The following is a 21,517-nucleotide window of genomic DNA, read 5'->3' as shown; positions in this document are numbered from 1 at the left end:
GTAGATCGAAACACGCCTCGCCTGGACTTAAGCGGCCGGGCCAGCCTTGGCAAGGCGGTGGCGACGACGCTGCCGGTTCGGAACCGCGGGCGCTACCAGCGCTCGCCCGGTGACGCCCCGGATCGCCACTCGGCGATGCGCCGGCCGGTGGCGGGCGTGATCTCCTCCGGCAGGGCATCGAGCGGGAAGAAGGTGGCGGCCAGGATCTCGAGGTTCGGCGGCAGCGCGGGGCCCGGCCGCACCTGCCCATGAAAGCAGGCCACATGGTCGCGCCCACCGTAGGAGGGGTGGAAGAAGAGGCCGTGCAGGCGCAGCGCGCCCTCCACCTCGGCGTTGGCCTCCTCCTTCAGCTCGCGCCGGGCGGCGGCCTCCGCGCTCTCGCCCACGTCCACGCCGCCGCCGGGCAGGTGCCAGCCGGGAGTGTAGCCGTGCTTCACCAGCAGCAGCCGGCCCTCGCCATCGGTGGCGAGCACCCGCACCCCGAGCGTGAGGCCGTGGCGGAGGCGGCGGAAGAGGGGCAGGAAAGGAAGCATGGCGCCTTATAGCATCGCCCACCGCGGGGGCCGATCCCCGTCACGGCGCAAGGACCGTCACACGGCGTCCCGCTGCGCGGCGGCGGGCTCGGCCACGCTCACGCGGTCGCGCCCCCCGCGCTTGGCGGCATAAAGGGCGTCGTCGCACTGGCGCATCAGCCGGTCGAGATCCTCCGGCCCGGCCGGCAGCGCTACCGCGCAGCCGATGGAGATGGAGCAGCTCATCCCCGGCGCATCCGCGACCGCGACCTCGCGCGCCGCGAGGCGGATGCGCTCTGCCGCCGCCAGCGCGTCACGCGGGCTCGCCGCCTGCGGCAGCAGCAAGGCGAACTCCTCCCCGCCCAGGCGGCCGAAGATGTCGCCGCGCCGGGCGCGGGCGCCCACCGCTGCCGCCAGCGCCTGCAGCACCCGGTCCCCGGTCGGATGGCCATAGGTGTCGTTGACGCGCTTGAAGTGGTCCACGTCGACCAGGAGCAGGGCCAGCGGTCGCTCGCTCCGCGCGGCGGCGGCGAGGGCCGCGCGGGCGGCCTCGAAGAAGGCGCGCCGGTTCAGGATGCCGGTGAGATGGTCGGTGGTGGCCGCGCGGCGCAGGCTCACCTCGTCATCCTCTTTCAGCAGCAGCAGGAAGCCCACGCCACCCGCCACCGCGTAGCAGTACATGACGATCAGGCCGAACATCTGCGCCAGGTCCTTGTCGAGCACCGAGCGCCCCTCGATGAAGCCGGCATAGGCCCGCATGAGGAAGGACACCGCGACCACCGCGCAGAAGGCCGCCATGGCCCGCTGCAGCCGCGAGGCCACGCGCGGCGACCCAAGCAGGACCGCCGCCGGGCCGAACAGCGCAGCCACGGTGAGGCCGGCGACGCCGACGAGCGTTCCCGGCGACGCGCCGGGAAGGTTGACGGCGATGCTGCCCGCCCCCGCCGCGCACAGAAGGGCGGGCGCGAGCCACCGCGAGCGCGCCCTGAGGCTCACGATGGCCGCGAGCTCGATGGCGAAGCCGAAATACACCAACACATTGGCGACGTTGATGGAGAGCCATGCCGGGACTTCCCCGCGCGAGCCGATGAGCAGGCAGCCCAGCGCATGCAGGCTGCGCGCCGCCACGAAGCGGTGGATCAGATGCCGCTGGCGACCGCGCTCCCCATAGGAGAGCAGCATGATGCAGACGACGACATCCGTGATGAAGATGAGCCGGAACAAAGTCCGCAGGTCAAAGGGGGCAAAATAGTCGAACAGGAACACCTGCCGCACCCGCATACCGCGCGCTGAGCTTCCGGCCAAAGCAAGGGCCGGGAACAGCGCAGAGGCCAAGAACAGCCTGGCCAACCGCCACGACATTCTTGGCGCATCATAGCGGTAAAAGCCAAGCTTCGCCTTCGGCAAATATCCCAATCGGGAGCTTGCGGTGCGTCAATGCGGGAGCGCTCCACGGAGGGCGCAGGGCCGCTCAGAGGGGAGAGGGCGCTCTCCGTGGAGGGCGCCCGAAGGCGGCTCAGGCGGCGGGCTTCAGCCCGTTCAGCTCGCCGGGCAGGGCATAGGCCCAGCCGCTGATGGAGCCGGCGCCGAGGCACACCACATAGTCGCCCGGCCTGGCGAGGCCGGCGACGATGCCGGCCAGCGCCTCCGGCCCCTCGAGGGCGGTGACGCTGCGATGGCCGTGGGCGACGAGACCCTCCACCAGATGGTCGCGGTCCACCCCCGCGATGGGCGCCTCGCCGGCGGCATAGACCGGCGCCACGATGACATGGTCGGCATCGTTGAAGCAGGTGCAGAATTCGTCGAACAGGGATTGCAGGCGCGAGTAGCGGTGCGGCTGCACCACCGCGATCACCTGCCCCTCGCTCGCCCCGCGCGCGGCACGCAGCACTGCGGCGATCTCCACGGGATGGTGGCCGTAGTCGTCGAAGATGGTGACGCCATTCCATTCGCCGGTGCGGGTGAAGCGCCGCTTGACGCCGCCGAAGCCGGCGATGGCCTCCACGATCTTCTCGTCGCTCACGCCGAGCTCGCGGGCAACCGCAATGGCGGCGGTGGCGTTGAGCGCATTGTGCTTGCCCGGCATGGGCAGCCTGAGGCCGGTGATCTCATGGGTCACGGCGCCCGAGCGGTCGCGGAACACGACGCCGAACTTGGTGATGCCGCCCTTCAGGTCCACGTCCACGAGGCGCACGTCGGCCTGCGGATTCTCGCCGTAGGTGATGACGCGCCGGTCCTCGATGCGGCCCACCAAAGCCTGCACCACCGGGTGGTCGATGCACATCACCGCGAAGCCGTAGAAGGGCAGGTTCTCCACGAAGCTCTCGAACGCCTCCTGCACCTTGTCGAAGGTCTTGAAGTGGTCGAGGTGCTCGGGGTCGACGTTGGTGACGATGGCGACCTCGGTCGGCAGCTTCAGGAAGGTGCCGTCGCTTTCGTCGGCCTCCACCACCATCCATGCGCCGTCGCCCCAGCGGGCGTTGGTGCCGTAGGCGTTGATGATGCCGCCGTTGATGACGGTGGGGTCGAAACCGCCGGCATCGAGCAGGGTGGCCACCAGCGAGGTGGTGGTGGTCTTGCCGTGGGTGCCGGCGATGGAGACGCAGCTCTTCAGGCGCATCAGCTCGGCCAGCATCTCGGCGCGGCGCACCACCGGCAGGCGGCGGGCGCGGGCGGCGGCGAGCTCGGGATTGTCGCGCTTGATGGCGGAGGAGACCACCACCACCGCGGCGCCGTCGATGTTGGCCGCCTCATGGCCCACGCTCACCTTCACGCCCAGCGCGCGCAGGCGCTTCACATTGGCGTTCTCGGCCGCATCCGAGCCCTGCACCGTGTAGCCGAGATTGTTCAGGACCTCGGCGATGCCGCTCATGCCGATGCCGCCGATGCCGACGAAATGAATGGGGCCGAGGCGCTCCGGCAGCTTCATGGAATTTGTCCTTGGAAGGTTGCGGCCGCGCCCCCGCCGGCCAGATGTTGCACGAGATCGCCCAGGCGTTCCGCAGCGTCGAGCACGCCGGCGCTTCTGGCGCGTTCAGCCATGCGCGTCAACGTTTCCGGCGCATCCGCGAGGCGGGTGAGCTCGGCGGCGAGGCGCGCCGCGTCGAACTCCACCTGCCGCAGCGCGAGCGCGCCGCCGATGTCGGCGAGGGCACGCGCGTTGGCGGCCTGGTCCTGGTCCAGGGCATGGGGCAGCGGCACCAGGATGGCCGGGCGGCCGATGGCGGCCAGCTCCGCCACCGTCCCTGCGCCGGAGCGGGAAACGACGAGATGGGCGCGCGCCATGCGCGCCGGCAGGTCGTCGAAAAAGGGGGCAAGCTCGGCATTCAGGCCGAGGGCGTCATAGGCGGCGGCGACCTGCGGAAGGTCCTCCTCGCGCGCCTGCTGGGTGAGGAGGATGCGCCCGCGCACCTCCGCCGGCAGCGCGGCCAGCGCCTGCGGCACCACTTCGGACATCACGCGGGCGCCCTGGCTGCCGCCGAACACAAGCACCCGCAGCGCCCCGTCCGGCAGCGGCGGATCATAGGGCACGGCGGCGGCGGCGAGGGCGGCCGGCCGCAGCGGGTTGCCGGTCCATACCGCCTTGGCGGCGAGGGCGGGATCGGCCTTCGCGAGGCCGGGAAAGCCGGTGGCGATGGCGGAGGCGCGGCGCGCCAGCAGGCGGTTCGCCCGCCCCATCACGCCATTGGCCTCGTGGATCACGGTGGGTACGCCGAGCAGCGAGGCCGCGAGCAGCGGCGGCACCGTGGGGTAGCCGCCGAAGCCCACCACCGCTGCCGGCTTCAGCCGCCGCACCAGGGCGAGCCCGCGCATGAGGCCGGAGGCGAGGGCGAGCCCGGTGCGCGCCAGCGCCACCGGGGAGCGCCCGCGCACGGTATCGGCCGGCAGCACGTGCAGCTCGCGCGCGGGGAAGTGGCCGGCATAGCGCGCGGCGCGCTCGTCGGTGGCGAGGTCCACCTGAAGGCCGCGCGCGGTGAGCACGGCGGCCAGCGCCTCGGCCGGGAAGAGATGCCCGCCGGTGCCGCCGGCGGCGAGAAGAACGAGCTCTGTCACGGCCCCCTCATGTTGCGCGTCGTGAAGCGCATGTCCCCGCAGGGGACCCTGTGCCAAGGCCCGCGCGGCGCCGATTCAAGACCGGAGCCGACGGCATGACCGCCTCCCAACGCCCATTGTTGGACGTCAATAAGGCGGCCGCCCCGCGCCGGCGTCAGGCCGGATGGGCGGCGGCGCCGGGCGCGGCATCGTCGGCGAAGGTGCTCGCCGGCGCCATCTTGGGCACCGCCACCTGCGGGCCGTTCACGCTCTTCGGTTCGGACAGGGCGGCGAGCGCCGCCGCCCCCGGCCGTTTGCGCGACAGGGCGATGAGCATGCCCATGCCGAACGCCAGGGAGATGAGCGAGGAGCCGCCGTAGGAGATGAAGGGCAGCGTCATGCCTTTGGCGGGGGCGATATGCACGTTCACCGCCATGTTGATGGCCGCCTGCAGGCCGAACAGCAGCGCGAGGCCGGTGATGGCGAAGCGGGCGAAGGGATCGGTCTCGTTCATGGCGCGGGTGAGCGCGCGCAGGATGATGAAGGCGAACAGCGCGAGGATGATGAGGCACAGGATGATGCCGAACTCCTCCGCCGCCACGGCGAACACGAAGTCGGTGTGCCCGTCAGGCAAGAGGCGCTTCATGGTGCCCTCGCCCGGCCCCTGGCCGAACCAGCCGCCGTTGCGGAAGGAATTGAGCGCCGCGTCGATCTGGTAGGTGTCGCCCGACTCCGGGTTCAGGAAGCGGTTGATGCGCTTCTGCACGTGGGAGACGGTCATGTAGGCGATGGCGCCACCGCCCGCGCCCACGCCGACGAGGCCGATCATCCAGATCCACCGCAGGCCCGCGAGGAAGAACAGCGCCGACCACACCAGGGAGATGAGCAGGCTCTGGCCGAAGTCCGGCTGCTTCACCAGCGGCCCCAGCACGCTCGCGAGCAGGCCGATGGCCAGGAGCTGGGCCGGCATCTCCGGCCGCTTGGCGCTCTCGGAGAACAGCCATGCGGCGATGATGACGAAGGCCGGCTTGATGAATTCAGACGGCTGCACGGTGATGCCGGCGATGGTGAGCCAGCGCCGGGCGCCCTTCACCTCCGGGCCCAGCACCAGGGTCGCGAGCAGCAGCACGAAGAAGACCGCGAACACCACCATGCACACCCGGCGGATGGCGCGGGGGGTCATGAACGAGGTGAGGATCATCACCACCGCGGCGGGGATGAGGAACAGCACCTGCCGGTTCACGAAGTGGAAGGGGTCGGCGATGTTGAGGCGCGCGGCCACCGCCGGGCTCGCGGCGAGGCACAGCACAATGCCCACCACCATGAGGGCGAACAGGCCCGCGAGCAGGCCCCGGTCCACCGTCCACCACCATTCGCTCAGGACGGTGCGATCGGCACGCGACATCATGGGACGGCTACTCCGGCACGGGACATTTCCCGCACCATGCGACCGGGACGGTTGACGGCCCCTTAATGTCCGGTGGCTACGCCCGGCCTCCGTCGCGGGCGCGCCGGCCCGGTCGTGAATCCGCCACGCCCGCGCCGGCCGCTTAGCGCTCCTTCACGGAATCGGAGAAGTGCCCGAGATCTTCGGGCCGGCGTGTTTTCCTCACGCGAGCCGGTGCCCACTTCGCTCGAAAGCGCTCTATGCTGCCGGGCGTGGCCCGCAGCACCAGAACCGCCCGGGCGCCCCACGCCGGCGCCGACGCCCTGCCCGAAGCCTTCCGGCGCTGGTTCGCCGCGCGCGGCTGGGCTCCGCGCACCCACCAGCTCGACCTGCTCGCCGCCGCGCGGGCGGGCCGCTCGGTGCTGCTCATCGCCCCCACCGGCGCCGGCAAGACGCTGGCCGGCTTCCTGCCCACTTTGGTGGAGCTGGCCGAGGGCCGGCCCGGCCGCACCGCGCGGGCGCCGGAACCAGGCGAGGCGGCGACGAGCGTCTCCGTCCCGCCGGAGCATCCCCAGGCGATCGAGCCGGCCGGCCCCGCCACAGGAGCCCGCGCCGCCCGGAAGCGCACGGCGGCACAGGATGCCACGCCGGAAGCCGGCGCCCCCGCTGCCCCGGCAGCGGCGCGGGAGGTGAACGCGGCGCGCGGCAGGTGGGACATATCCACGACGAGCGCCCCCTCCACCGAAGGGGACGGCGCGGGCGCGCCCTTCGCCCGCTGGGCGGCGGAGCCGCGCGTCTCGCCCCTGCACACGCTCTACATCTCCCCGCTGAAGGCGCTGGCGGTGGACATCGCCCGCAACCTGGAGGTCCCCGTGGCGGAGATGGGCCTTCCCATCCGCGTGGAGACCCGCACCGGCGACACCCCCGCGAGCCGCCGCCAGCGCCAGCGGCGCGACCCGCCGGATATCCTGCTCACCACGCCCGAGCAGATCTCCCTGCTCCTCGCCTCCAAGGATGCGGAGCCCCTGTTCTCGGGCCTGCGGCGGGTGGTGCTGGACGAGCTGCACGCCCTCGTCACCTCCAAGCGCGGCGACCTCCTGGCCCTGGCGCTGGCGCGGCTGCGGGCGCTCGCGCCGGGCCTGCAATGCGTGGGCCTTTCCGCCACCGTGGCCGAGCCCGACGACCTGCGCCGCTATCTCGTGCCGCAGGACGCGAGCGCGCCGGATGGCTCCCCCCTCGCCGACCTCGTGGTGGCGCAGGGCGGCGCGGCGCCGGACATCGCCATGCTCGACACCGCCGCCCCCATGCCCTGGGCGAGCCACATGGCGCTCCACGCCGTGCCGGACATCTACGCCACCATCCGCGCCAGCGGGCTCAGCCTCGCGTTCGTGAACACGCGCCGGCAGGCGGAATTCCTGTTCCAGGAACTCTGGCGCATCAATGACGACAACCTGCCCATCGCCCTCCACCACGGCTCCCTGGCCGTGGACCAGCGCCGCCGGGTGGAGGCGGCCATGGCGGAAGGGCGGCTGAAGGCGGTGGTGGCCACCTCCTCCCTCGACCTCGGCATCGACTGGGGCAATGTGGACCTCGTCATCAACGTGGGCGCGCCCAAGGGGTCCTCGCGGCTCATGCAGCGCATCGGCCGCGCCAACCACCGGCTCGATGAGCCCTCCCGCGCGGTGCTGGTGCCGGCCAACCGGTTCGAGGTGCTGGAATGCCGCGCCGCGCTGGAGGCGGTGCGCGCCGGCGCCCAGGACACCCCGCCCGAGCGCACCGGCGCCCTCGACGTGCTGGCCCAGCACGTGCTGGGCATGGCCTGCGCCGCCCCGTTCGACGCCGACGCTTTGTTCGCGGAAGTCGTGACCGCCGCGCCCTACCGCGCCCTGTCCCGCGCGGATTTCGACGCCGTGCTCGATTTCGTCGCCACCGGCGGCTACGCGCTCAAGGCCTACGAGCGCTTCGCCAAGATCCGCCGCACCAGGGACGGCCTGTGGCGGGTGGCGAACCCCATGGTGGCCCAGGCCTACCGGCTCAACATCGGCACCATCGTGGAAAGCCCCATGATCAGGGTGCGCCTCGTCTCGGCGCGCGGGGCGGCGAAGACCGGCGTCGCCGGCCGCGTGCGGTGGGGCGGGCGGGTGCTGGGCGAGGTGGAGGAATATTTCGTCGAGAGCCTGGTGGCGGGCGACACCTTCGTGTTCGCCGGCGAGGTGCTGCGCTTCGAGGCCATGGTGGAGGACGAGGCCTATGTCTCCCGCGCCAGCGCCGCCGCGCCGAAGGTGCCGGCCTATGCGGGCGGCAAGTTCCCCCTCTCCACCTTCCTCGCCGCCGGGGTGCGCGCCATCCTCTCGGCGCCCGCGCGCTGGGCGAGCCTGCCGCCCCAGGTGGCCGAGTGGCTGGAGCTGCAGCAGGCGCGCTCCCGCCTGCCCGGCCGCGACGACCTGCTGGTGGAAACCTTCGAGCGCGCCGCGCGGCACTACCTCGTCACCTACCCGTTCGAGGGCCGGCTCGCCCACCAGACCTTGGGCATGCTGCTGACCCGCCGCCTGGAGCGGGCGGGGCTGAAGCCCCTCGGCTTCACCGCCAACGACTACGCCCTGGGCATCTATGCGGTGGGCGACATCGGCCTCGCCGTCCGCCAGGGGCGGCTCTCCCTCGCCGCTTTGTTCGACGAGGACATGCTGGGCGACGACCTGGAGGCATGGCTGGACGAGAGCAGCCTGATGAAGCGCACCTTCCGCTATTGCGCGGTGATTGCCGGCCTCATCGAGCGCCGTTTTCCCGGCAAGGAGAAGAGCGCGCGGCAGGTCACCATGTCCACCGATCTCGTCTACGACGTGCTGCGCCGCCACCAGGGCGACCACATCCTCCTGCGCGCCGCGCGGGCGGATGCCGCCACCGGCCTGCTGGACGTGAAGCGCCTCGCCGACATGCTGGCGCGCATCCGCGGCCGCATCGTGCACCAGCCGCTCGCGCGGGTGTCGCCCCTCTCGGTGCCCGTGCTGCTGGAGATCGGCCGCGAAGGCGTGGGCGGCGATGCGGAGGAGGCCCTGCTGGCGGAAGCCGAGGAGGAGCTGGTGCGCGTCGCGGTGGACTGACGGCGGGCGCAGACGGCATCGGGACGAACGGAAGCGCGACCGATACCCGTCGCACGCGGACCGCACTTCCGAGGTGACCGGCGGCGTATGCGATGAGAGAACCTGGAGAGGCGGCCGGAATGCTCCGGACGCTCAGGGCCACACGCCGGCCATCCCGCCCGACGCGGGCGTGCCGCCGACACCGGGCGAGCGGACACGATTTGCGGAGCAAGAAGGCCGAAAACCGCTTCGGCAACAAAAGCCGCCACCCGGATCACGGCCAACAGGTTCCGCAAGTCAGGCGGCACCTCAGCGTGCCCATCTTCCCAGAAAAGACAGGGCTGGAGCAATTCCCGCGGAAGTGTATGCGGTTCTGCGAAAAGAATGGCGACGAACCAAAACTTAGAGTGGTTTCATGTTTCAATGAAACACAGAAGCGCGCTGAGGGCGCCGCGCCGCGAACGGCGCCGGATCCTGGGCCGCGCGCTTCACTCATCGTTCCCCGCAGAGCCGCGGCACCCTGGCGCGGGGGTCGCCAGACGGCGCCAGAGCCTCCCGGCGGCGCGACGGGCGCACCCCGTCACAGCCCGTTCAGCAGGCGCTCCAGATAGTCGAGTTCCACCTGTGGGCGCTCGGGCTGCTCCAGGCGGCGGCGCAGCTCCTCCAGCACCCGGCGGGCGCGCTGGGCGTCCACCTCGTCAGGCACCTTCACGGTGAAGTCGTCGCCATAGTCCTGACTGCGCAGGGGGCGGCCGAGAGGATCGGTGCGCTGGGCGCTCTCCTCGCCAGGGCCGCCGGGGCCGGGCTGGCCCTGGTTGCCGCGCTGGCCTTCCGCCAGGGCCTGGGCGCCCTGGCGCAGGGACTGCAGCGCGCGGCCCTGGGCATCGAGCGAGGGCTGGCCCTCGCCGCGCCCCAGCGCCTCCTCCGCCTCGCGCATGGCCTGCTCGGCCCGGCCCAGCGCCTCGCCGGCGCGGTCGAGGGCTTCCGCCTGAGTATTTCCGCCTTCCTCTCCGGCCTCGCCACCCTGGCCCTGCTGCCCCTGCTGGTACTGGCGCAGGGCGTCGAGCATCTTGCCCAGGCGCTGGCGCAGCTCCTGCTGGCCCTGCTTCAGACCGTCGAAATTGTTCTGGCCCTGCTGCCCCTGCTGCCCTTTCTGCTGGCCGCCCTGCCGGCCTTGCTGGCCCTGCTGCTCACCCTGCTCGCGGCCCTGGCGATAGGTGCGGTCGCGCAGGCGCTGCTGCTCCTGGATCATGCCGCCCAGCTCGTTCTGCTGCTGGCCGTCCTGCCGGCCGGCCTGGCGGTTGCCGGGGCGCATGTTCTCCATCATGGCCTGCAGCTCGTTCAGGAGCTGCTGGGCCGCCTCGCGGTTACCGGAACGGGCGAGGTTCTCGATCTGCTCCAGCATGCGCTGGATGTCCTGCGGCCGCACGATGCGGGTGTTGGGGTCGAGCGGGCGGGAATCGGTGCCGCCGTCGCGCTGCGCCTGCTGGGCAAGCTGGCGCATCATCTTGTCCATGGCGGCGCGCAGATCCTGGGTGAGACGCTGGATCTCCTCGTCGCCGGCGCCCCGCTCCAGAGCTTCGCGCAGGGCCTCCTGGGCGGCCTTGAGGGCACGCTCGGCCTCGCTCAGCGTGCCGTCCTCGATCTCGACCGCGATGTCCCAGAGATAATCCACCAGCGCGCGCAGGTCGTCGTCGTTGCGGGCGGTCTTGGCTCGCATCAATGCGGTGCGCAGGCCGAGGTACTCGCCCGCCGGCGGCGCGAACTGCTCGGGGAAATCGGTGAGGGCCGTGAGCACGCTCACGAGACGGCGGCGGTTGCGCGCGTCGAACGCCAGCAGCCGCCGCTCGTCGATGAGGGCGCGGGCGAGCGGCTTGGTGAAGGGCCGCTCCGGCAGCCGCACATTGCGGGTGTCGCTGAAGCCCTCGTTGCCGGCCTCGTCACGGGCGCGCAGGGTGAGCTTGACGGTGGCCCCGGCCCAGGGATGGGCCAGGAGATCCTTCGTGGTCTGCGCCGAGCCAGAGCGCCCGCCGGGCGGCAGCGCGAGCTTCACCTCCGGCGGAGCCACCAGCGGCTTCTCCGGCATGCGCCGCGGCGCGGCGCCGGGGCGCGGGAACAGCGGCGGCTCGGGCGGCAGGGGGGCGAACAGCGCATCCGCCTCCTTCACGCCATAGTCGTCCTCGACCCGGTAGGCGAGCTGGAACACGTTGCGCGGACCGACCTGCGGCTCCTTCGCGAAGGCGATGGCGGGCGCCTCGTCGGTCACCACCTTGAAATGCCACATCACCCGGCGCTGGTCCGGCCCGGTGAAGCTCGCATCCGCCGTGCCGCGGATGACGAACCGCCGCTCGGCGCCATCCACGGGCACGGTCTTCGCAGGCGCAGTCTTGGCAGGCGAAATTTTGGCCTCGTCCTTGCCGGCGGCGGCCTTCTCCGGCGGCGCCTCGGGGGCGATTCCGCCCTCCAGCTTCAGGGCGGACACGTCCACCCCCGCGCCGCGCACCACCAGCACGCTGCCCGCGGGCACCTGCAGCGCCACGGCGTTGAGGGACGCGGGCTCATCCCAGCGCAGGCCGGGCAGCACCACGGGCGGGCGGCCGGTGTAGCCGGGCGGGTCCACCCAGGCGTCGAGCCGGAAGGGCGCCGGCGGGGTCAGGGCGCGCCAGTCGAAGGCGGCGCGGACGCGGGCGAGGTGCTCGCCCGGCGCCATGAACACGGTGGCGAACAGCGCCAGCAGCGCCAGCGCGCGCAGGGCATAGGGATCACGCCGCGCGAGGCCCGGCGCCGGCAGGCCGGCGCGCAGTCGGCCGGCGGCGCTCACCGCCCGCGCGAGGTGGGCGCGCCACAGGGCCGCGCCCACGGGGTCGTCGGGCCGGGTGGCGAGGCTGTCGGAAAGGGTGGTGGCCGGGCGGTGGGCGAGGGCGCTGCGCGCATCGAGCCGCGCCAGCGCCTCCGCCGCGTCGGGCACGCGCAGGCGCACCAGCGGCAGGGCTGCGGCGGAAAAGGCGAGCACGAACAGGCCGACGCCGACCATGCGGCCGATCACCGGCAGGTCCTGCCACACCCCGACGAAGGAGAGAGCGAGGAACACCGCCAGCACGGCCAGCATCGCCGCAAGGCCCGGCCACGCCCGCTCCCACAGCAGCACGAGGCGCGCTCGCTCCACCGCGCGCGCCAGCAGCAGCCGCGCGCCGACGGCTCGCTCGCCCTCGGCCGGGAGCCTTTGGTCTTCCTCTGTGCCGTCCAGGGGCCGCTTCGCCGGGCTCACGCCAACTCCTCAGCTTGGGCCCGAAGGCCATGAAACGGGCCGCAACCCGGCGAGCTTACCACGCCGCCACGCCCGCACCAGCGCCGGCCTTCATGTGGCGGGCCTGCCATCTTCCGCCCCCGCCGCAGCCTCCGCCGAATCTGCGCCGATGGGAGCATCCGCCGGGTTAACCAGGAGCACGCGGCCCGACGGTTTCGCCGGAAAGGCCGCATCCGCCAGACCATTCCCGAACGCGGCATCCGCCGAACCTATATCAAACGCGGCATCCGCCGCCCGGCCGATTTCCTCCGGTGAGAGCCCGAGGGCGCGCAGCGTCTCGCACATATGCGGCGGCAACGGGGCGCTCACGGCCACCGGCGGCCCCTTCCGCGCCAGCGGCACCACGATGCGACGGGAATGCAGGTGCAGCCCCGGCCCGCCCGGCAGGCGCGAGGCGCCGCCATAGATGGCATCCCCCAGGATCGGCGCGCCGATGTGCGCGAGGTGGGCGCGCAGCTGGTGGGTGCGTCCCGTCAGCGGCGAGAGCGCCACCACGGCGATTCCCTCCCCCCGGCGGAGCACCCGATAGTCGGTCACCGCCTCCTGGGCGCCGGCGGTTCCCTTGGGCACCGCCTGCATCCACCAGCCCCGGTGGGGCGAGCGCTTGGCGAGCGGCTGGTCGATGCGGCCGGCGTCGGCCGCCGGGGCGCCGCGGGTCACGGCCACATAGGTCTTGTCCACCCGCCCCTCGGCGAACAGCCTGCCCAGCAGCGCCAGTGCCTTGGCGTGGCGCCCCAGCACCAGGCAGCCGGAGGTGTCCTTGTCCAAGCGGTGGGCCAGCTCCGGCCGCCGCGGCAGGCCGAAGCGCAGGGCGTCGAGGTGGTCGGAAAGGGTCTCGCCGCCCTTGGGGCCGGCATGCACCGGCAGGCCGAACGGCTTGTCGATGACGAGCATCATGGCGTCGCGATGGAGAATGGGGAGCGCCGCCTCAGAGGGGTTCGGCACGGCTTCGGGCGAGGGCGTCATGGTGCAGCTCGGCGGCGGAAGGAGAAAAACAGCAGAACACCACGCGGGCGACGCTGGTGGCGCCGGCCAGGTGGTCGAGCACCGCCGCCACCGCCAGCGGCGCCGCGCGCTCCGGCGGAAAGCCGTACACCCCCGTGGAGATGGCGGGAAAGGCCACTGAGGACAAGCCCTCCCCCGCCGCCAGCGCGAGGCTCTCGCGATAGCAGGCGGAGAGCAGATCGTCCTCCCCCGCCCCGCCGCCGCGCCACACCGGGCCCACCGTGTGGATGATGCACCGCGCCGGCAGGTCGAAGCCGGGGGTGATGCGCGCCTCTCCGGTGGGGCAGCCACCGAGGGTGCGGCAGAAGGCGAGAAGCCGCGGGCCGGCCGCGCGGTGGATGGCGCCGTCCACGCCCCCACCGCCCAGCAGGGAGGAGTTGGCCGCGTTCACGATGGCGTCGAGATCGAGCCGCGTGATGTCGGCCACGCGCACCTCCAGGCGCGCGTCGCGCCAGCGGAAGGCGGAGGACGCCGGCGGGAGGCCGGGTAAGGATGGGGTGGAGGGCATGGTGGAAGCCGCTCGCGATGGGGCGTGTGTCGTACTCTCTTCACAATCCTTGTAATAGCCATTCAGGCTGTTTTCAGACCTCAAGGCACCCATCATGGCGCATACGCGGAAAAATGAACGGCGACTGCTCACCGACGCGGAGATGGAGTTCGTGGCCCAGGCCCGCCATCCGGAGCTGATGGCGCTGTCGGACGCCGACCTGCATGGGCTCATCGCCCATCTGCGGGAGCGGCGGGAGCGGGCGCTCACCATCGCCAACAACCAGCGCCGGGCCCTGCGCGGCAAGGGCGGCCGCGGCGAGGTGACCTTCGAGAAGGCCGATTCGGGCAACCGCCAGAAGGCCTCCGTGCTGACCGACGCGCTCACCCGCGCCCGCCGCGAGGCCACCCGCCGGCAGACGGAAGCCGCCCGCGCCGCGCTGATGGAGAACGCCCACCGCGCCCTGGAGCTGAAGCGCGACGCCAAGCGCGCCACCCGCCCCGCCACCCTGCCCCGCCCCCACGAGGAGATGGCCAACAAGGCCAAGCGCCGCATCGACCGCTTCGGCTCGAGGGCGGGCGAGGCCGGACGCGTCACGAAGTTCGTGGCCGTGGCCCAGGCGAAGAAGGATTCGCGCGGCGCCTGAGCCGCCGACGGAGCGCAGGCGGCGCCGCCTGCGCTCCGTGGTTTCAGTCGTTCGGCGTCCATTGACGGCGATCGCCCACCGGGGCGGGACGCCCGCGGGGCCCGGACGCCGGCAGGGTGGCGCCATGTCGGCCTTTTCCAAACAGGCCTCGCGGGATTTTCCCGGCGCGAGACGTCACACCCGGGCTCGCGCGCTTTGCGCGGCGTGCGGCCTCATGCGCCCCGGCAAGTCCGCCCGACAGCAGACGCGGAGCAGGGCCGAGGGCCTCAGTCGTCCGCCAGCTCCAGCCGCAGGTCCAGGGTCGAGCGGCGGCCCAGATCGTCGAAATGGGTGTCGAGGAACACCTCGGCGGAGGCCCGGCCGAGGTCCCGCAGGTGCTGCAGGAAGTTCCATTCCGCATTGAGCTTGGAGGTGGCGTCGAGCGCCGCGAGCTGGTCCTCGCCGCCGATGCGGTGCAGCCGCACCCGCCGGAAGCTGGAGCCGCCCAGGGTCCAGCGGCTGATGAGCCCCTGGTCGATCAGCTTGGAGGCGTGGTCGATGGCGCGCAGCTGCGCCAGCAGCGACGCGTTGAACGTAATCTCGTTGATGCGATTGTGGATTTCCCCGGCGGTGCGGGGCGTGGTCTTGCGCACCACGGGATTGATCTGCACCAGCAGGATGTCGTCCGCATCCGCCTTCTCGTAGAGCGGAAAGAGGGGCGGGTTGCCCATGTAGCCGCCGTCCCAATAGGGCACGCCCTCGATTTCCACCGCCTGGAACAGGAAGGGCAGGCAGGCCGAGGCCATCACCGCATCGGCGGTCATCTCCTCGTGGCCGAAGATGCGGGCGCGGCCGGTGTGCACGTTGGTGGCGGAGATGAACACCTTCACCTGCGAGCACCGGAGCGCCTCGAAATCCACGTGCGCCTCGATGATCTCGCGCAGGGGATTGATGTTCAGCGGGTTGAAATCATAAGGCGAGAAGAAGCGCGAGGCCACTTCCAGCGCCAGGTAGGTGGGATTGTGCGCCAGCGACCAGTTGCCCATGAGCCGGTCGAAGGTGGTGCGCTGGAGCGGCGACATGCGCCCGTCGCGCGAGACATCGCGCCAGAACTGGGTGAGGCCGTGGCGCGCCTCCTCCGGGTCGCCCTTGGCGAGGCCGTTGGCGAGCACCACCGCATTCATGGCACCGGCCGAGGTGCCGGAAATGCCGGCGATGGCAAGGCGCTCGTCCTGCAGCAGCCGGTCGAGCACGCCCCAGGTGAAGGCGCCGTGGGCGCCTCCCCCCTGGAGCGCGAGCGATATGGTCTTTCGTTCGCCGTCGCGACGGGTCATCCGTGACCGCCTCCTCAGCATGAAGCCCCCGAAGGCCCGTGCGGGACCCGCCGCGCCGGGCTCACTCCGCGACCCAGCCGCCGTCGATCTGCTGCATGGAGCCGGTGATGGAGCGGGCGTTGTCGGACGCCAGGAACACCGCCAGAGCGGCCACTTCCTCGACCGTCACGAACTCCTTGGTGGGCTGGGCGGCGAGCAGCACGTCCTTCTTCACCTGCTCCTCGGTCATGCCGCGGGCCTTGGCGGTGTCGGGAATCTGCTTCTCCACCAGGGGGGTCCACACGTAGCCGGGGCAGATGGCGTTCACGGTGATGCCGAACTGCGCCGTTTCCAGGGCGGCGGTCTTGGTCAGGCCGGCGATGCCGTGCTTGGCCGAGACGTAGGCCGACTTGAAGGGCGAGGCCACCAGGGCGTGGGCCGAGGCGGTGTTGATGATGCGGCCCCACTTGCGCGCCTTCATGCCGGGGATGGCCGCGCGCATGGCGAAGAAGGCCGCCGACAGGTTGATGGCGATGATCATGTTCCACTTGTCGATCGGGAATTCCTCGATCGGGGACACATGCTGGATGCCGGCGTTGTTCACGAGGATGTCGCAGGAGCCGAGCTCGGTCTCCGCGAGCTTGATCATGCCCTCGATCTCTTCGGGCTTCAGCATGTTGGCCGGCGAATAGAGGCACTTCACGCCGAACTCGGTCTCGATCTTGGAGCGCTCGGTCTCGATGGCGGCCGCATCGCCCAGGCCGTTGATCACGATGTTGGCGCCTTCCGCGGCGAAGGCGCGCGCATAAGCGAGCCCGATGCCGCTGGTGGAACCGGTAACGACGGCGACCTTCCCTTTGATCATGGCAATTCCCCAATCAGGCGCGGATGATCCGACGCTTCGCGCGAGGCACCCTGTAACGAGGCGCTGTGACGCTGTTGTCACGGCGGCGGCCCGGCGCGGAGCCGCCGCGCGGCGCACATTGCCCCGCCCGCTCCGGCAGCGCAATGCGGACGCCGGCCCCATCTCCGCCGTGGGCGTGCGCGATGGTTAAAGCGGCCGGCGATGGCGAAACGCCTCCCGATGCACTAGATTCCCCCCGTGACCACAGAACACGCCCATGGCCCCGCCGCCGACCCGGCCACCGAGCACGACCACGCCCTCTGCATCTCCGGCGCGGTGGCGCGGATGGAGGCATGCTGCGCCAGCCGCGGCCTCAGGCTCACGGCGCTGCGCCGCAACGTGATGCGCGCCCTCGCCGCCAGCCACACCCCGCTCGGCGCCTACGACATCGTGGAGCGGCTGGCAGCGGAGGGGGAGGGCGCCCCGCCCATGTCGGTCTACCGCGCGCTCGATTTCCTGGTGGCGGAGGGCCTCGCCCACCGCATCGAGAGCCGCAATGCCTACCTCGCCTGCGCCCATCCCCACGAGGCCGAAGAGGTGGTGGTGTTCCTGATCTGCGAGCAATGCGGCCTGACGCGGGAGGTCGCGTCCCACGCGGTGGGGCGCGACCTCGCCTGGGCCGCCCGCGCCGCCGGCTTCACCCCCCGCCAGCGGGTGCTGGAGGTGGCCGGCCTGTGCGCGCGCTGCCGCGAGGGGGATCAAAGTCATTTGCCCTGATATCGCGAGATGCTAGAGAAGCGGGCACAGGCGGTGCATGCCCCTGTCCAGGCATTCTGCTCGATCTCATCCCACATTGAGAATGACAATGCTTCGCTGCTCCATCTGTGGCGCCTCGGAATTCACCTCACAAGCTGTGCTTTGGCCGGAACTGGCCTCCGCCTGGGGCCTGTCGGCGGAGGAGGTATCCTACGTCAACCAGCAGCAAGGGTGCGCATGCACCGCATGTGGCGCGAGCTTGAGGGTCGTGGCGCTGGGCGACGCTATCCGCGACGCCTTCGCCACAAAATTCAATGTGCAGGATTTCGCGGGGGATTCCCGCCTCCAGAAACTGCGCATCCTGGACTTGAACGGCGCGGCGGCGATCTCCGGGGCGCTCGCCAGATTAAGCGGCTATGTCCTGGGTAATTTTCCCGAAGTGGACATGGAAGCGCTGCCTTATCCCTCCGGCAGCTTCGACCTGATCGTTCACTCGGACACACTCGAGCATGTGCCTCACCCCGTCCGTGGACTGGAGGAATGCCGTCGCGTCCTCAAGCCGGGCGGCCGGCTGTGCTTCACCATTCCCGTGATCGTGGGCCGCCTCACACGCAGTCGCGAGGGCCTGCCCAAAAGCTGGCACGGCGACCCCTCTGAGACAGCGGACGATTTCCTGGTCCATACCGAGTTCGGCGCGGACATGTGGGCATTTGCCATGCGGGCGGGGTTCGATCGCGTGACCATCCATCAGGTGGCCTACCCCGCCGCGACGGCGATCACCGCCTGGAACGGGAACGCCGAAGCATGACGGCGCCGTCCGCTCCGGCGTTGGATCCAGACCGAGTGACCGCCGCCGATCCTGTGGCGGGCAGGCTTGTCCACTTCGCGAATTTCGAGGTTGCGTGATGTCTCTTGCCCCTGTCGTCCCCGTAGAGCTGCTGGAGGCCGGGCCCGCGCCGCGCCGGGTCACGGTGGGCGTGCCGGTGGGCAAGGTGATGGTGGGCGGTGGGGCGCCGGTGGTCGTGCAGTCCATGACCAATACCGACACCGCCGACATCGAGGCCACGGTCGCCCAGGTGGCGGCGCTTGCCCGTGCCGGCTCGGAGCTGGTGCGCATCACCGTGGACCGCGACGAGGCGGCCGCCGCCGTCCCCCGCATCAGGGAGAAGCTGCTGGCCCGCGGCATCGAGGTGCCGCTGGTGGGCGACTTCCACTACATCGGCCACAAGCTCCTGGCCGACCACCCGGCCTGCGCCGAGGCCCTGGACAAATACCGCATCAACCCCGGCAACGTGGGCTTCGGCGACAAGAAGGACCGGCAGTTCGCCGCCATCGTCGAGACCGCCATCCGCCACGACAAGCCGGTGCGCATCGGCGCCAACTGGGGCTCGCTGGACCAGGACCTGCTCACCCGCCTGATGGACGAGAATTCCCGCCTGCCCCGCCCGGCCGAGGCCCGCGCCGTGACGCGCGAGGCGCTGGTGCGCTCGGCCCTGCTGTCGGCGGCGCTGGCGGAGGAGATCGGCCTGCCGCGCAACCGCATCATCCTCTCCGCCAAGGTTTCGGCGGTGCAGGATCTCATCACCGTCTATTCCGAGCTCTCCCGCCGTGCGGACTATGCCCTGCACCTCGGGCTCACCGAGGCGGGCATGGGCTCCAAGGGCATCGTCGCCTCCACGGCGGCCATGGGGGTGGTGCTGCAGCAGGGCATCGGCGACACCATCCGCGTCTCGCTCACGCCCGAGCCCAATGGCGACCGCACCCGCGAGGTGCAGGTGGCGCAGGAGATCCTGCAGACCATGGGCCTGCGCACCTTCGTGCCGCTGGTGGCGGCCTGCCCCGGCTGCGGGCGCACCACCTCCACCGTGTTCCAGGAACTGGCGCAGAGCGTGCAGGAGATGATCCGCGAGGCGATGCCGGCCTGGAAGGCGCGCTATCCCGGTGTCGAGACCCTCAATGTCGCGGTCATGGGCTGCATCGTGAACGGGCCGGGCGAATCGAAGCATGCCGACATCGGCATCTCCCTGCCCGGCACCGGCGAGACCCCCTCCGCCCCCGTCTTCATCGACGGCAAGAAGGTCGCGACCCTGCGCGGCGCCAACATCCAGGCCGAGTTCCGCCAGATGGTGGAGGCCTATGTGGCGCAGCGGTTCGGCCTCGGCGGGGCGAAGAACCCGGCAGATGCCGCCGAGTAGGCGCCCTCACCTTACGTTAGGTTACCAAAATTTCATGCGCCGCCGCCCTACCCGCGCCGCCGTCGGCTGATCATATCCCAACGGTCCAACCACCGGAGGCGGAGATGACCCCCGAGGAACGTGCCCTGATCGACGGCCTTTTCGACCGCATGCGGGAATTCGAGAACGCGCCGCGCGATGCGGAGGCGGAAGCGCTCATCGCGCGCCGCGTCGCCCAGGCACCCCATGCGCCCTATGCGCTCGCCCAGAGCGTGCTGGTGCAGGAACACGCCCTGCAGCAGGCCTATGCCCGCGTGCAGGAACTGGAAGCCCAGCTGCGCGACGCCGAGGCGCGCGCGCAGGCCGCAAGCCAGCCGGCGGCCCAGCCTTCTTCCGGCGGCTTCCTGGGCGGCCTGTTCGGCGGCGGCCGCTCCTCCGTGCCAGCGGCGGGCTCGCGCATGCCGGGTGACGCCGCGCCCGCGGGCTATGCCCAGCAGAGCTACGGCCAGAACCCCGGATATCCCCAGCAGGGCGGCTATGGCCAGCCGGGCTATGCCCAGCCCGGCTATCCCAGCGGCCAGCAGCCCGGCGGCCAGCCTGCCGGTCCCTGGGGCCAGCAGGCGGCGATGCAGCAGCGCGGCGGCTTCGGCGGCGGCGGCTTCCTGCAGAGTGCGCTGGCGACAGCGGCCGGCGTGGCGGGCGGTGCCCTGCTGTTCGACGGCATCAAGGGCATGATGTCCGGCGGCGAGGGCGCCATCGCCCAGTCGGCGGCCGAAGCCATCAAGCCGGCGGCCGACGCCGCGGCCGGTGGTTTCGGAGACCTCGGCAACGCCGCCCAGCAGGCGCTCGGCGGCCAGTCGCCCGAGGATATCTGGAACGCCGACCAGCAGCTCGCCAGCAATGACGACGGCGGCTGGGACGCCGGCGGCGGCGACGACAGCGACTGGAGCTGACGCGGCGGGCCGGGCACCCCCCGGCCCTTCCTTCCCCGGCCGGCGCGGGCGTGTCCCGGCGCCGGCAATTCCCGTTCCATGGTCGCAGGCGGCGCGCGCGACGCGACGGCGGAGAGGCGCGCCCAGGTGCCTTCATGATCAGGTGCCGGAATGATCAGGCGCGGACCGGCATGCCGGCAGCGCCGACCACCGCCTTCCGGGCGCTGCGGCAGCGTGCCGGTATCTCCCGGCTGGCGAACGCGGCCGTATCGCCTTAATCATACCGCGAAGGAACCATCCCCCGCCGTTGCCATGACCGGCCCGGCCTCCTACCAGTCATGGGCCGGTCATATCCGCCGTCGGCTATCCTCGCAGGTCACGCCATGTGGAGATCAGGTCGCCTCGCCGCAGCTCTTGCCGCTTTTCTCGCGGCATCGGTCCTCGGCAGCGCTCAAGGGCAGTCCCAGGAGCTCACCCGGCTCTACGCGCCGAAGCCCCCGGCGGGCTCCGCCTATGTGCGGGTGGTGGACCTCTCCCGCTCCGGCGCGCTCATCGGCTTCGATGTCGGGTCCGGCGTCGCCGCGGCGCAGGGCGAGCCGGCCACCATCTACCGCATCGTGAAGGGCGACACGCCGCTCCACCTCACCCTCGGCGGCAAGCCGGTGAAGAGCCCGGTGACCCCGCCGGCGGATGCCTTCTCCACCATCGTCATCGGCACCGGCGGCAACGTGGTGCTCATCCCCGATTCCACCGAGGGGCGCAACGACCTGAAGGCGCAGCTGCGCTTCTACAATCTCGTGCCCGGCTGCGCCGGCGCGGTGGCGGTGGTGGACGGTCCGACCGTGTTCGACGCGGTGCCCACGCTGGAAACCCGCCAGAGGGCCATCAACCCCATCGAGGCCACGCTGGCCGCCCGCTGCGGCGACGCCGCGAGCGACAGCCTGAAGCTGCCGCCGCTGAAGGCCGGCGACCACTTCAGCCTGTTCCTGGTGCCCGGCCCCGGCGGCGTGACCCTGGCGGGCCAGCGCGACGAGACCGAACCCTATCGCGGCCCGAACTGACC

Annotated in this window: 16 protein-coding genes and 1 pseudogene; 7 read left to right on the top strand and 10 right to left on the bottom strand. The window is 71.6% G+C overall.

All coding sequences use genetic code 11. The features are described 5' to 3' along the window. Window positions 1-92: 92 nt before the first annotated feature. The 5 genes from V5F61_RS04985 to ftsW all read right to left on the bottom strand — a co-directional run bounded on the left by V5F61_RS04985 (window position 93) and on the right by ftsW (window position 5,952). Window positions 93-533: an NUDIX domain-containing protein gene (locus V5F61_RS04985; protein WP_393987647.1), complete on the bottom strand. Its 441-nt coding sequence runs from the start codon at window positions 531-533 to the stop codon at window positions 93-95. A gap of 57 nt (window positions 534-590) precedes the next feature. Further along, complete coding sequence (locus tag V5F61_RS04980) at window positions 591-1,793, bottom strand: GGDEF domain-containing protein (protein ID WP_393987648.1); 1,203 nt, start codon at window positions 1,791-1,793, stop codon at window positions 591-593. A gap of 235 nt (window positions 1,794-2,028) precedes the next feature. After that, window positions 2,029-3,441 (bottom strand): UDP-N-acetylmuramate--L-alanine ligase, encoded by a 1,413-nt coding sequence (murC, locus tag V5F61_RS04975; RefSeq protein WP_393987649.1) that lies wholly within the window; start codon window positions 3,439-3,441, stop codon window positions 2,029-2,031. Further along, window positions 3,438-4,565, bottom strand: coding sequence for an undecaprenyldiphospho-muramoylpentapeptide beta-N-acetylglucosaminyltransferase (murG, locus tag V5F61_RS04970; protein ID WP_393987650.1), 1,128 nt, complete (start codon window positions 4,563-4,565; stop codon window positions 3,438-3,440). The genes murC and murG overlap by 4 nt, the downstream gene beginning before the upstream one ends. 154 nt (window positions 4,566-4,719) lie before the next feature. After that, entirely contained in the window at window positions 4,720-5,952 is a 1,233-nt protein-coding gene (gene ftsW, locus V5F61_RS04965) for a putative lipid II flippase FtsW (protein ID WP_393987651.1), read from the bottom strand. 239 nt (window positions 5,953-6,191) lie between these two features. Between ftsW and V5F61_RS04960 the strand changes: the two genes are divergently transcribed. Then, window positions 6,192-9,032 carry a ligase-associated DNA damage response DEXH box helicase gene (locus tag V5F61_RS04960; protein ID WP_393987652.1) on the top strand — a complete coding sequence of 947 codons (2,841 nt, stop codon included), beginning with the start codon at window positions 6,192-6,194 and terminating at the stop codon, window positions 9,030-9,032. Window positions 9,033-9,591: 559 nt separating this feature from the next. Here the strand turns inward: V5F61_RS04960 and V5F61_RS04955 are convergent. The 3 genes and pseudogenes from V5F61_RS04955 to V5F61_RS04945 all read right to left on the bottom strand — a co-directional run bounded on the left by V5F61_RS04955 (window position 9,592) and on the right by V5F61_RS04945 (window position 13,750). Next, complete coding sequence (locus V5F61_RS04955; protein WP_393987653.1) at window positions 9,592-12,279, bottom strand: TIGR02302 family protein; 2,688 nt, start codon at window positions 12,277-12,279, stop codon at window positions 9,592-9,594. Window positions 12,280-12,573: 294 nt separating this feature from the next. After that, window positions 12,574-13,284, bottom strand: a pseudogene (locus tag V5F61_RS04950) (RluA family pseudouridine synthase); the annotation flags it as partial. Continuing rightward, on the bottom strand, window positions 13,247-13,750 hold the full coding sequence (locus V5F61_RS04945; protein ID WP_394104012.1) for an O-acetyl-ADP-ribose deacetylase: 504 nt from the start codon (window positions 13,748-13,750) through the stop codon (window positions 13,247-13,249). The gene V5F61_RS04945 and the pseudogene V5F61_RS04950, both read right to left, overlap by 38 nt. Before the next feature lie 175 nt (window positions 13,751-13,925). On the opposite strand from V5F61_RS04945, the gene V5F61_RS04940 reads away from it, so the two are divergent. Then, window positions 13,926-14,456, top strand: a complete 531-nt coding sequence (locus V5F61_RS04940; RefSeq protein ID WP_393987655.1) for a hypothetical protein — start codon at window positions 13,926-13,928, stop codon at window positions 14,454-14,456. Window positions 14,457-14,722: 266 nt separating this feature from the next. Here V5F61_RS04940 and V5F61_RS04935 read toward each other — a convergent pair whose 3' ends face one another. Together V5F61_RS04935 and V5F61_RS04930 are read right to left on the bottom strand one after the other, a co-directional pair. Continuing rightward, window positions 14,723-15,769: a patatin-like phospholipase family protein gene (locus tag V5F61_RS04935; RefSeq protein WP_393987656.1), complete on the bottom strand. Its 1,047-nt coding sequence runs from the start codon at window positions 15,767-15,769 to the stop codon at window positions 14,723-14,725. A gap of 61 nt (window positions 15,770-15,830) precedes the next feature. Continuing rightward, window positions 15,831-16,613, bottom strand: coding sequence for a 3-hydroxybutyrate dehydrogenase (locus V5F61_RS04930; protein ID WP_393987657.1), 783 nt, complete (start codon window positions 16,611-16,613; stop codon window positions 15,831-15,833). Window positions 16,614-16,850: 237 nt separating this feature from the next. Between V5F61_RS04930 and V5F61_RS04925 the strand changes: the two genes are divergently transcribed. The 5 genes from V5F61_RS04925 to V5F61_RS04905 all read left to right on the top strand — a co-directional run bounded on the left by V5F61_RS04925 (window position 16,851) and on the right by V5F61_RS04905 (window position 21,515). Next, window positions 16,851-17,369: a Fur family transcriptional regulator gene (locus tag V5F61_RS04925; RefSeq protein WP_393987658.1), complete on the top strand. Its 519-nt coding sequence runs from the start codon at window positions 16,851-16,853 to the stop codon at window positions 17,367-17,369. An 88-nt stretch (window positions 17,370-17,457) separates the two neighbouring features. Next, window positions 17,458-18,156 (top strand): class I SAM-dependent methyltransferase, encoded by a 699-nt coding sequence (locus tag V5F61_RS04920; protein ID WP_393987659.1) that lies wholly within the window; start codon window positions 17,458-17,460, stop codon window positions 18,154-18,156. A 97-nt stretch (window positions 18,157-18,253) separates the two neighbouring features. After that, window positions 18,254-19,543: a flavodoxin-dependent (E)-4-hydroxy-3-methylbut-2-enyl-diphosphate synthase gene (ispG, locus tag V5F61_RS04915; protein ID WP_393987660.1), complete on the top strand. Its 1,290-nt coding sequence runs from the start codon at window positions 18,254-18,256 to the stop codon at window positions 19,541-19,543. 104 nt (window positions 19,544-19,647) lie between these two features. Beyond that, window positions 19,648-20,475 (top strand): DUF2076 domain-containing protein, encoded by an 828-nt coding sequence (locus V5F61_RS04910; RefSeq protein ID WP_393987661.1) that lies wholly within the window; start codon window positions 19,648-19,650, stop codon window positions 20,473-20,475. Between the two features lie 362 nt (window positions 20,476-20,837). Then, window positions 20,838-21,515: a hypothetical protein gene (locus tag V5F61_RS04905; RefSeq protein WP_393987662.1), complete on the top strand. Its 678-nt coding sequence runs from the start codon at window positions 20,838-20,840 to the stop codon at window positions 21,513-21,515. Window positions 21,516-21,517: the final 2 nt, after the last annotated feature.

The sequence above is a fragment of the Xanthobacter sediminis genome (genome assembly GCF_043195015.1).
In the GTDB taxonomy this organism is placed as follows: domain Bacteria; phylum Pseudomonadota; class Alphaproteobacteria; order Rhizobiales; family Xanthobacteraceae; genus Xanthobacter.
Note: the sequence above shows the minus strand (reverse complement) of the source record. Positions and strands in the feature narration are given on the sequence as shown.

Bases quoted from the DNA above. Each gene is read 5' to 3' on its own strand.
- V5F61_RS04985 (WP_393987647.1), bottom strand. From the start codon at position 533: ATGCTTCCTTTCCTGCCCCTCTTCCGCCGCCTCCGCCACGGCCTCACG.
- V5F61_RS04980 (WP_393987648.1), bottom strand. From the start codon at position 1,793: ATGCGGGTGCGGCAGGTGTTCCTGTTCGACTATTTTGCCCCCTTTGAC.
- murC (WP_393987649.1), bottom strand. From the start codon at position 3,441: ATGAAGCTGCCGGAGCGCCTCGGCCCCATTCATTTCGTCGGCATCGGC.
- ftsW (WP_393987651.1), bottom strand. From the start codon at position 5,952: ATGATGTCGCGTGCCGATCGCACCGTCCTGAGCGAATGGTGGTGGACG.
- V5F61_RS04960 (WP_393987652.1), top strand. From the start codon at position 6,192: ATGCTGCCGGGCGTGGCCCGCAGCACCAGAACCGCCCGGGCGCCCCAC.
- V5F61_RS04940 (WP_393987655.1), top strand. From the start codon at position 13,926: ATGGCGCATACGCGGAAAAATGAACGGCGACTGCTCACCGACGCGGAG.
- V5F61_RS04935 (WP_393987656.1), bottom strand. From the start codon at position 15,769: ATGACCCGTCGCGACGGCGAACGAAAGACCATATCGCTCGCGCTCCAG.
- V5F61_RS04930 (WP_393987657.1), bottom strand. From the start codon at position 16,613: ATGATCAAAGGGAAGGTCGCCGTCGTTACCGGTTCCACCAGCGGCATC.
- V5F61_RS04920 (WP_393987659.1), top strand. From the start codon at position 17,458: ATGCTTCGCTGCTCCATCTGTGGCGCCTCGGAATTCACCTCACAAGCT.
- ispG (WP_393987660.1), top strand. From the start codon at position 18,254: ATGTCTCTTGCCCCTGTCGTCCCCGTAGAGCTGCTGGAGGCCGGGCCC.
- V5F61_RS04910 (WP_393987661.1), top strand. From the start codon at position 19,648: ATGACCCCCGAGGAACGTGCCCTGATCGACGGCCTTTTCGACCGCATG.
- V5F61_RS04905 (WP_393987662.1), top strand. From the start codon at position 20,838: ATGTGGAGATCAGGTCGCCTCGCCGCAGCTCTTGCCGCTTTTCTCGCG.